This is a genomic window from Wenzhouxiangella sp. XN79A (genome assembly GCF_012272825.1).
In the GTDB taxonomy this organism is placed as follows: Bacteria; Pseudomonadota; Gammaproteobacteria; order Xanthomonadales; family Wenzhouxiangellaceae.
Map to the genome: position 1 here is coordinate 32,492 of NZ_JAAWWS010000152.1, position 9,655 is coordinate 42,146.

General features: G+C 67.7%; 9 protein-coding genes and 1 pseudogene. 9 read left to right on the forward strand and 1 reads right to left on the reverse strand.

From position 1 onward, the window contains the following. Positions 1-313: 313 nt before the first annotated feature. Positions 314-637, reverse strand: coding sequence for a ferredoxin FdxA (gene fdxA, locus HFP89_RS09765; protein ID WP_168717478.1), 324 nt, complete (start codon positions 635-637; stop codon positions 314-316). Between the two features lie 152 nt (positions 638-789). Here fdxA and pcnB point away from each other — a divergent pair, with 152 nt between their 5' ends. The 9 genes and pseudogenes from pcnB to HFP89_RS09805 all read left to right on the forward strand — a co-directional run bounded on the left by pcnB (position 790) and on the right by HFP89_RS09805 (position 9,232). Beyond that, entirely contained in the window at positions 790-2,082 is a 1,293-nt protein-coding gene (gene pcnB, locus HFP89_RS09770; protein ID WP_168717479.1) for a polynucleotide adenylyltransferase PcnB, read from the forward strand. After that, the gene (gene folK, locus HFP89_RS09775) at positions 2,079-2,600 is read left to right on the forward strand and encodes a 2-amino-4-hydroxy-6-hydroxymethyldihydropteridine diphosphokinase (protein WP_168717480.1); all 522 of its coding nucleotides are present in this window, start codon (positions 2,079-2,081) and stop codon (positions 2,598-2,600) included. The genes pcnB and folK overlap by 4 nt, the downstream gene beginning before the upstream one ends. Then, positions 2,597-3,421 carry a 3-methyl-2-oxobutanoate hydroxymethyltransferase gene (gene panB / locus HFP89_RS09780; protein ID WP_168717481.1) on the forward strand — a complete coding sequence of 275 codons (825 nt, stop codon included), beginning with the start codon at positions 2,597-2,599 and terminating at the stop codon, positions 3,419-3,421. The genes folK and panB overlap by 4 nt, the downstream gene beginning before the upstream one ends. Position 3,422: 1 nt before the next feature. Continuing rightward, on the forward strand, positions 3,423-4,301 hold the full coding sequence (gene panC / locus HFP89_RS09785) for a pantoate--beta-alanine ligase (RefSeq protein ID WP_168717482.1): 879 nt from the start codon (positions 3,423-3,425) through the stop codon (positions 4,299-4,301). Positions 4,302-4,504: 203 nt separating this feature from the next. After that, positions 4,505-4,885: an aspartate 1-decarboxylase gene (gene panD, locus HFP89_RS09790; protein ID WP_168717483.1), complete on the forward strand. Its 381-nt coding sequence runs from the start codon at positions 4,505-4,507 to the stop codon at positions 4,883-4,885. A 27-nt stretch (positions 4,886-4,912) separates the two neighbouring features. After that, complete coding sequence (locus HFP89_RS09795) at positions 4,913-6,382, forward strand: glucose-6-phosphate isomerase (RefSeq protein WP_168717484.1); 1,470 nt, start codon at positions 4,913-4,915, stop codon at positions 6,380-6,382. 232 nt (positions 6,383-6,614) lie between these two features. Further along, positions 6,615-7,439, forward strand: a pseudogene (locus HFP89_RS15820) (class I SAM-dependent methyltransferase); the annotation flags it as partial. A 77-nt stretch (positions 7,440-7,516) separates the two neighbouring features. After that, complete coding sequence (locus HFP89_RS15825; protein ID WP_206212309.1) at positions 7,517-8,362, forward strand: methyltransferase domain-containing protein; 846 nt, start codon at positions 7,517-7,519, stop codon at positions 8,360-8,362. Between the two features lie 72 nt (positions 8,363-8,434). Further along, complete coding sequence (locus HFP89_RS09805) at positions 8,435-9,232, forward strand: hypothetical protein (protein ID WP_168717485.1); 798 nt, start codon at positions 8,435-8,437, stop codon at positions 9,230-9,232. Positions 9,233-9,655 lie beyond the last annotated feature (423 nt).

A 9,655-nucleotide genomic window follows, 5' to 3' on the forward strand; every position in this document is an offset into this window, starting at 1 on the left:
CGAGCGCCCGCTCGCTACGCCCTGAATCGATTTTCCCAGTAGTCAGGCCAGCGCTCGGCGGGTACTCCGAATCCTGTTGGAGGCCGCTTGCGGGCGAAGGGTGGCGGGCCGCTCGCGGTGCGAGCGGAGTGAGAAGTTGTCAGTGAGCAGTTTTCAGTAAAGAACCTGGCCGGAGAGTCGTCGGCGCTGGACCGAAGGCCTGTTGGAGGCCGCTTGCGGGCGAAGGGTGGAGCGAACGGTTCGCGCGATGGGCGCGCCAGCGGTCGAATCCTTCGCGGATGAGACTCCCGGAACCCGGACCCCGGATAGAGCCTTACCGCTCGAGCAGTTCCTTCTTGCCCGGCTTGCCGTCCCATTCGTCGGCGTCGGCCGGCGGTTCCTTGCGTTCGTTGATCACCGGCCACTCGCGCGACAGCTCGGCGTTGAGTTCGAGGAATTCCTGCTGGTCGGCCGGCAGATCGTCTTCGGGGTAGATCGCCTGGGCCGGGCACTCGGGTTCGCACAGGGTGCAGTCGATGCATTCTTCCGGGTCGATGACCAGGAAGTTCGGCCCTTCGTGGAAGCAGTCCACCGGGCAGACTTCGACACAATCGGTGTATTTGCACTTGATGCAGTTTTCGACGACGACGAAGGTCATGAGGATTCGCGATCTCGGTTCGGGTTGCCTGTTGCGTGCGTCGGGGTGGGAAAGGCGCTGCGCGGTGGTAGACTACGACGCTGCATGTTGAATGCCCGCCGGTTTACGCCCGTGCAGGTGCCCGCCCGTTCCGACACGACGCAGTATACCCATTGAGCAACGAACTCCGAGAAATTCCTCGCGCCGAGCACGGCATTGCCCGCAAGGCGATCAGCCGCAACGCGTTGAAGGTCACCGAAACCCTGCAACAGGCCGGGTTCAAGGCCTATATCGTCGGCGGGGCCGCCCGTGACGTCCTGCTGGGCGTCACGCCCAAGGACTTCGACGTCGGCACCGACGCCACGCCGGAAGAAGTACGCGGCCTGTTCCGCAGCGCCCGCCTGATCGGTCGACGCTTCCGCCTGGCCCACGTCCGCTTCGGTCGCGAGATCATCGAAGTCGCCACGTTCCGCGGGCTGAGCGAGGACGGCGACGAAGGCGACCGCACCGTCGAGGTCGGCGGCCGGGTGCTGCGCGACAACGTGTTCGGCGGCTCCGAAGCCGAGGATGCGCGGCGACGCGACTTCACCGCCAACGCGCTGATGTACGACCCGTCCAACGAGACCCTGCGCGATTATGTCGGTGGCTACGACGACATCCTGGCCAACCGGCTGCGCCTGATCGGCGACCCGGTCGAGCGCTACCGCGAAGACCCGGTCCGCATGCTGCGCGCGATCCGGTTCGTGACCAAGCTGGGCATGGAAATGGATCCGGCCACCGAGGCGCCGATCCGCGAGCTGGCGCCGCTGCTCGGCGACATTCCGCCGGCGCGCCTGCTCGACGAGCTGCTCAAGCTGCTGCTCGGCGGTCGCGCCTGGGAAGGCTTCCGCGGCCTGGTGCGGCACGGCCTCTGGGAGCCGCTGTTCCCGGACCTGCTCGACGATCCGGCCGAACCGGGCCTGCTGATCGAACAGGCGCTGCAGAACACCGACGAGCGGGTCGCCCAGGGCAAGCCGGTCACTCCCGGCTTCCTGTTCGCGTCGCTGTTCTGGCCGACCGTGCGGGCCGAGGCCGAACGCCGCACCGAAAACGGCCAGCCGCCGGTCGAAGCGCTGGCCGTGGCCGGCGACAAGGCCTTCGATCGCTACACCCGGACGGTGGCCGTGCACCGCCGGTTCTCGACCATGGCCAAGGAAATCTGGATGTTCCAGCCGCGCTTCGAACGTCGACGCGGCAAGCGCGCGGCCCGCTTGCTGAGCGAGAAGCGGTTCCGCGCAGCCTACGATTTCCTGCTGCTGCGCGCACTGGAAGATCCGGCGCTCAAGGAGCTGGCCGACTGGTGGACCCGGGTGCAGGAAGTCGATGCCGAGACCCGCAACGACATGATCTTCGGCGACAAGGGCGGCGGCAACACGAGCCGGCCGCCGCGCAAGCGCAAGCCTCGCAACAAGGCGGAGAATTCATGAGCACCCGGACCTTCATCGGCATCGGCAGCAACCTCGGCGATCCCGAGCGCCAGGTCCGTGCGGCCATCGATTCGCTGGCCGGGTTGCCCTCGACCGTCTTCGATCGCAGCTCCGGGCTGTATCGCACCGCCCCCTGGGGCGATCTGCATCAGCCCGACTTCGTCAACGCGGTCGTCGAGCTGCAGACCGGCCTGTCGGCGCCGGCGCTGCTGGCCGAGCTGAAGCGGCTGGAGGACGAAGCCGGCCGGGTGCGCGACGCCGCACGCCGCTGGGGGCCGCGCCGGCTGGACCTGGACCTGCTGTGGTTCGGCGGCGAGGCCATCGAGCTCGATGACCTGGTCGTGCCGCATCCGCGCATGCACGAACGCGCGTTCGTGCTCCAGCCGCTGTGCGAGCTCGAGCCGATGCTGGAGCTGCCGGGCCGCGGCCGGGTCGACGTGCTGCTGGCCGGCCTGGCGATCGACGGCATCCAGCGCGTGTCCGAAGGCGCACCGGCCACGGCGGTGCCGCCGGCATGAACGGTGACCCGCCCGCCGCAGCGACCGGGCCGGTGACCCGCGAGCGGCTGGCCGCGAAGAAACGCGCCGGCCAGCCGATCACCATGCTGACGGCCTACGACGCGACGCTGGCCCGCACCGTCGATGCCGCCGGCGTGGACTGCATCCTGGTCGGCGACTCGCTCGGCAACGTGATCCAGGGTCGCGCCAGCACCGTGCCGGTCACGCTCGACGACATGGCCTATCACACCGCCTGCGTTCGTCGCGGCGTCGAGCGCGCGCTGGTCATCGCCGACCTGCCGTTCCTGAGCTATACCGATGTCGCCTCGGCGGTGGCCTCCGCGCGGCGCGTGATGCAGGCCGGCGCGGCCATGGTCAAGCTCGAGGGCGGCGCGCCGGTGTTCGATGCGGTCGAGCGGCTGACCGCGCTCGGCGTGCCGGTCTGCGGGCACCTGGGCTTGACGCCCCAGGCCGTGCACCAGCTGTCCGGCTACAAGGTCCAGGCGCGCGACCGCGACGCGCGCCGGCGATTGCTCGATGAAGCGCGCGGGCTGGAGCAGCGCGGTGCCGCCATGCTGGTGCTCGAATGCGTGCCGTCGTCGCTGGCCGCCGAGGTCGCCGAAGCGCTGGCCATTCCGGTCATCGGCATCGGCGCCGGGGTCGATGTCGACGGCCAGGTGCTGGTGCTGCACGATGCACTAGGGCTCGGCGGCGAGCGCCGTCCGCGCTTCGTCCGCGATTTCATGGCCGACGCCGGATCGATTCCGGCGGCCATCGAAGCCTTCGTCGCGGCGGTGCGCGACGGCAGTTTCCCGGACGCGCGCGAAGCCTACGGCGATTGACATGAACGAGCCGCAGATCCTGCGAACCGCCGCCGAACTGGCCGCCTGGCGCACCGCCCGCAACGGTCCGATCCACTTCGTGCCGACCATGGGCAACCTGCACCAAGGCCATCTCTCGCTGGTCGATGCCGCGTCGGCGGAAGGAGCGGCGGTGATCGTCAGCATCTTCGTCAACCCGACCCAGTTCGGTCCGGGCGAGGATTTCGCCCGCTACCCGCGCACCGTCGAGGCCGACCTGGAGCGGCTGGCGGGCCGCTGCAGCGCGGTCTGGCTGCCGGCCATCGACGACCTCTACCCGCTCGGCCCGGACGCCGGGTTCCGCGTCCGGGTGCCCGAAGCGCTGGGCGACATCCTGTGCGGCGCGCATCGCCCCGGCCATTTCGATGGCGTGGCCAACGTCGTGCTGCGGCTGTTCCAGCACGTCCGGCCCGATCGTGCGCTGTTCGGCGAGAAGGACTACCAGCAGCTGACCATCCTGCGCCGCCTGGCCGAGGATTTCGCCGTCGGCGTCCAGATCGACGCCGCGCCGACCGTACGCGAGGCCGACGGGCTGGCGATGAGTTCTCGCAACCGCTATCTGAGCGAGGCCGAGCGCCGCGTCGCGCCGGCGCTCTACCGGACCCTGACGGACCTGGCGAGTCAAGCCGCGGACGCCGGTGAGCATGGAGATCCGCCCTCGACGGGAACTCTCCGGGCCCTGGCGCGGTCTGGAATGGAGCGTCTTGCCGGGCACGGATTCGAGCCCGAGTACGTCGAGTTCCGCGACGCGGGAACGCTGGGGCCGCCGAACGCAGAGCCGCTCCGGTTACTGGCCGCCGCCCGACTGGGAGCGGCCCGACTCATCGACAATGTTGTAGTTTCGCGACACTCGCGTCGCTAAATTGCAAATCAGGCTTGGAAATGCCAAAAAGTTGTGGTACAGTTACCACGAACCTTGGATTTCCAGCAACGGTGATCAAGGTCAGGGCGCGAAATTGAGGTACATCACTCCGACACGCTGCCTCTCCCCCTCACCGGGGAGAGGTTTTTTTTTGTGACGATGGCCCGCATCTCTACGGCAGGCCGGACGCACCGGGATCGACCATGCAGCTGAACCTCCTGAAAGCCAAGATTCACCGAGCCACGGTGACCCACGCAGAGCTCCATTACGAGGGCTCCTGCGCGATCGACGACAACCTGCTCGACGCCTCGGGCATTCGCGAATACGAGCAGATCCACATCTACAACGTCAACAACGGCGAGCGTTTCGTGACCTACGCGATCCGTGCCGAGGCGGGCAGCGGCGTGATCAGCGTCAACGGCGCAGCCGCCCACAAGGCCGACGTCGGGGACCTGCTGATCATCTGCGCCTACGGGCAGTACGACGCCGCCGAAGCCGATCGCCATGCGCCCCGCCTGGTCTATCCCGACGCCGACAATCGCGTCGCCAGGATTGCCGGCAGAATTCCCGTCCAGGCCGCCTGAGAGCCCGCTGCGACGCGGTTGGACGGCATGTCGCAAAAAAACAACACGAATCGGACCCTCGCTGCGCGGCTCGATGCCGAGCCGGACCGGATGGCCGCATTCGCCACCACCACCGCGCGCTGGCGGCTGGACGCCGGCTTGACCCCGATCGATGCCGAGGTCTGGCAAGCGCCGGTGCCCGGGCGGCGCGACGCGGTCGAGGCCCTGTTGCGCGGCAGAATCGTCAATCTCTCCGAGCAACGGCCGGCCCTGCATGCCTGGTTACGCGGCGCCGAGGGCGAGATCCCCGAGGCCTTCGCGCGCGCCCGCGAGCGGATGCTGTCGCTGGCCGATCGGCTGTACCGGGGCGAATCCCCGATCCGCGATCTGATTCACATCGGCATCGGCGGCTCGGACCTGGGCCCGCGGCTGGTGGCCGAGGCGCTGGATCCCGGCGACTCGGCCGTGCGGGTCCATTGGCGTTCGACGCTGGACGCGCGCGGGCTCGAACGCCTGCTGGGCGAGCTCGAGCCCACCCGGACCGGCCTGGTGGTGGCCTCCAAGAGCTTCGGCACCCGGGAAACCCGGCTGCAGGCCGAGGCGGTGCGCAGCTGGCTGGGCGAGGCCTGGGCCGAACGGACCTGGGCGGCCACCGCGCGCAGCGACCGCGCGCGGGACTGGGGGCTGTCCAGCGAGCACGTCCTGCCGTTCGATGGCGCGATCGGTGGCCGATTTTCGCTGTGGTCCCCGGTCGGCATTTCGGCCGCGGCCCGGATCGGCCGCGCGCGGTTCGAGGCGCTGCTGGAAGGCGCCAGGACCGCCGATCTCGATCTCCGGCGCGATCCCGACGCCTCACTGGCCGGTCGCCTGGCCTGTGCCGTCGATCAGCTGACCCGCGTCCACGGGTTCGCGACGCTCGGCGTCGTGGCCTATGCGCCGGGCCTGCGCCGCCTGGCCGACTACCTGCAGCAGCTGGTCATGGAAAGCCTCGGCAAGCGGGTCACCGCCGATGGCGCGCCGGCCGAAGGTCCTTCGTCGCCGCTGATCTTCGGGGGCGCCGGCACCGACCTGCAGCATTCGATCTTCCAGGCGGTCCACCAGGGCCGTCAGCGCCACCCCATGCTGCTGGTTGGAAATGCGCTGAACAGTGCCGATCATGATTCCTTCTGTATCGAACAAGCAGCCAACCTGCTCGGCCAGGCCCGGACTCTCGCGCTCGGCCATCGCGACGAGGACCCCCAGCGCGTCCTGCCCGGCGGCAACCCGGTGCTGATGCTGTGGGCGCGGCCGCTGGACGCCGCGGCCGTTGGCGAGCTGCTGGCCCACTGGGAGCACGCCGTCTACCTGCTCGGGACTGCCTGGAACCTGAATCCCTTCGATCAGTGGGGGGTGGAGGAGGGCAAGCGCCAGGCCGAGGCGGTCCGCCCGGCGATCGAGAAGGGCGGCGAGCCGCCCGACGAGCGATTCCGGGCGTTGCTGGACTGGCTGCGCGCAGGCGCCGGGCGAACGCGCGGGTGACAGTCGCGCGCTGGCTTGTTATGGTGATGTAATGCTGCCGGCGTAACCTGGCAGCGCTGCGAAGCAAATCGGCGGCCGGCGAATTCGCGCGACGCGAACCGAGTCGAGCCGCACTCAATCCATGCACTCACACGTCGATCCTCGGGTCACCGCAACGCAGCACCGGTGTCGCAACGGTGCGCGCATCGTTCGCGCGGCGCTGGCCTGACGGATCGCGATCGCGGAGGCCGTCATCACTACACAACGCGCAGGAAAACGCACAGTCCGCCAGGACTTCGGCGACAACCCCGTCGACGTCCGAGCGTCGGATCATTATCAACAGGAGTACGTCACCCAGTTCGTCGAGAAATGGGACGAACTGATCGACTGGGACGCTCGCTACGAAAGCGAGGGCGACTTCTTCATCCAGCTGCTCAAGGAGCGCGGCGCCAGGCGCGTACTGGATGTCGCCACCGGCACCGGCTTCCACTCGGTGCGCCTGATCGAAGAAGGCTTCGAGGTCTGCAGCGTCGACGGCTCGGCCGAGATGCTGGCCAAGGCCTTCGAGAACGGCAAACGGCGCGGCCACATCCTGCGCACCATCCAGGCCGACTGGCGCTGGCTGAACCGGGACGTGCACGCCAGCTACGACGCCGTGATCTGCCTCGGCAACTCCTTCAACCACCTGTTCTCCGAGCGCGACCGGCGCAAGACGCTGGCCGAGTTCTACGCCGTGCTCAAGCACGACGGCTGCCTGATCCTCGACCAGCGCAATTACGACGCGATCCTCGACGAGGGCTTCTCGACCAAGCACAAGTACTACTACTGCGGCCACCAGGTCAGCGCCGAGCCCGAACACATCGACGAGGGCCTGGCCCGGTTCAAGTACTCGTTCCCGGACGGCTCGGTCTACTACCTGAACATGTGTCCGATCCGCCGCGACTACACCCGGACCCTGATGCAGGAAGTCGGCTTCCAGAAGATCGACACCTACGCCGACTTCGAAGACGAGGAAAGCGACGACAGCACGCCGGATTTCTACATCCACGTCGCCGAAAAGAAGTACTTCGGCGACCAGGACATCGCCGACCGGGGCGACAGTGCCATCGAGTACGGCCCGTCGTCGTCCGACGCCGTCAACGGCAAGGACGCGTCATGAGCGAACAGGCCCGTTCCGACGTCGTCGAGACCGCCCGCGAGTATTACAACAGCAGTGACGCGGACAACTTCTACTTTCACGTCTGGGGCGGCGAGGACATCCATGTCGGCCTGTATGCCTCCGACGACGAGCAGATCGCCGAGGCCAGTCGACGGACCGTCGAACGGATGGCCGAACTGGCCGGCGAGCTGACCCCGGCCACCCGCGTCCTCGATCTCGGCGCCGGCTACGGCGGTTCGATGCGCTACCTGGCCCGCGAGTTCGGCTGCCACTGCGTGGCGCTGAACCTGAGCGAGGTCGAGAACGAGCGCAATCGCCGGATGACCCTGGAAGCGGGCCTGGAGCGCCACATCGAGGTGGTCGATGGCGACTTCACCCGTCTCGATTTCAGCGACGGCAGCTTCGACCTGGTCTGGTCGCAGGACGCCATCCTGCACTCCGGCGACCGCGCCAAGGTCTGTGCCGAAGCCGTCCGCGTGCTGAAGCCCGGCGGCCGACTGGTCTTCACCGACCCGATGCAGACCGACGACGCCCCGACCGACCGCCTGCAGCCGATCTACGACCGCATCCACCTCGATTCGCTGGGCTCGCCCGGGTTCTATCGCGACACCCTCGGCGACCTGGGCATGAGCGAGATCACCTTCGAGGCCCACCCCGACCAGCTGGCGCGCCACTACGCCCGCGTCCGCGAAGTCCTGATCGACAACGAGGCTACGCTGAAGGGCCGCGGCGTCAGCGCCGACTACATCGAGCGGATGGAGTCGGGCCTGACCCACTGGATCGAGGGTGCAGCGAAGGGCTTCCTGACCTGGGGGATCTTCGTGTTCGAGAAGAGGCGCTGACGCGGAACCGTTCTGCCGGGGGCGATCGGGTACGATTCGGCCTTCCGGTCACCATTCCAGGGTCCAGTAACCATGTGGAAGACGAAACGATTCGCCCAGTTCGCGAAGCCGACCATCATCGCCACTCTGGCCGCGGCGACTCTGCTTCTGGCTGCCTGCGCTGCGCGCGTCCAGCCACCCCAGCCGATATCGTCCATCGGTGGTGCGCCTCGAATCGCTATCGTCGACGAGTGGTCGGCGCCGCCCAAGCAGGTCTGGATCTCCAGTTTCTTTCTATACAACGAGCGGAACGAAGGCGAAACGGACTTGTTGCTCGGCGCTCGAGCGATGGATTACCTGATGGATCGCCCGGCGTTGACGGGCGCTGAGTTCGAGACCATCGATCCTGACCGCTGGCTCGGGATCGTCGGCGATCCGACGGATTTCGAGTGGGCGACGACCGCGAGCGGTGACCGCTACCAGGCACTGCCGGCCGAGGCTCGCACGGCGGTCCAGAAGCTGGGCCGGGAGCAGGGGATCGATTTCGTGATCCACCTCGAATCGGGCGAGTCCGGATCCGGGGTGATGATGACCAACCAGGCAGTGGAGCACTGGGGGACCGTGACGCGGGGCTCGACCCAGATGCAGTCCCAGCATGCCTGGTACGAAGCCCTTGAAGTCCGCGTTTACGCCATCGATCCGCCGTATTACCTTGGCAACGGGTCCGAGGACTTGTTCGGGGGTGTCCAGCCAATGATGATCGACGACGGCTGCGAGGTCGATATCGGCGTCGAGATCTACGCGGCCTGCAAGGACTTCATCGAAGCGGCCGTCTGGGACGATGTGCGGCCGGAGCTGGATAGTGCCATTCGGCGATTGCCGGTCGGCTGAACCGCATTCGCCAATCCGCCGTGACCTGACAGCGCACCCCGGCGGGGCTATAATGTCTGGCTCGCGTTTCGGCGGATGCCGGGGCGCCCAGTTCCGAGAGGTGCCGGAGTGGTCGAACGGGCTCGCCTGGAACAGTACGGTTCTGGTTATCCCGTACCGAGGGTTCGAACCGAGGCCGAAGGCCGAGCTCGCTGAAGCGCAGCTTCAGCCATCCCTCCCTCTCGCGATCCGCTGAGGATCGCCGGCCGGAGGACGCCCCCATCGACCGGGTGGCGAGACAAGTTGAAGCAGTTTTGGAGAGGTGCCGGAGTGGTCGAACGGGCTCGCATGGAACAGTACGGTTCTGGTTATCCCGTACCGAGGGTTCGAACCGAGGCCGAAGGCCGAGCTCGCTGAAGCGCAGCTTCAGCCATCCCTCCCTCT

Bases quoted from the DNA above. Each gene is read 5' to 3' on its own strand.
- HFP89_RS09795 (WP_168717484.1), top strand. From the start codon at position 4,913: ATGTCGCAAAAAAACAACACGAATCGGACCCTCGCTGCGCGGCTCGAT.
- panC (WP_168717482.1), top strand. From the start codon at position 3,423: ATGAACGAGCCGCAGATCCTGCGAACCGCCGCCGAACTGGCCGCCTGG.
- HFP89_RS15825 (WP_206212309.1), top strand. From the start codon at position 7,517: ATGAGCGAACAGGCCCGTTCCGACGTCGTCGAGACCGCCCGCGAGTAT.
- panB (WP_168717481.1), top strand. From the start codon at position 2,597: ATGAACGGTGACCCGCCCGCCGCAGCGACCGGGCCGGTGACCCGCGAG.
- folK (WP_168717480.1), top strand. From the start codon at position 2,079: ATGAGCACCCGGACCTTCATCGGCATCGGCAGCAACCTCGGCGATCCC.
- panD (WP_168717483.1), top strand. From the start codon at position 4,505: ATGCAGCTGAACCTCCTGAAAGCCAAGATTCACCGAGCCACGGTGACC.
- fdxA (WP_168717478.1), bottom strand. From the start codon at position 637: ATGACCTTCGTCGTCGTCGAAAACTGCATCAAGTGCAAATACACCGAT.
- HFP89_RS09805 (WP_168717485.1), top strand. From the start codon at position 8,435: ATGTGGAAGACGAAACGATTCGCCCAGTTCGCGAAGCCGACCATCATC.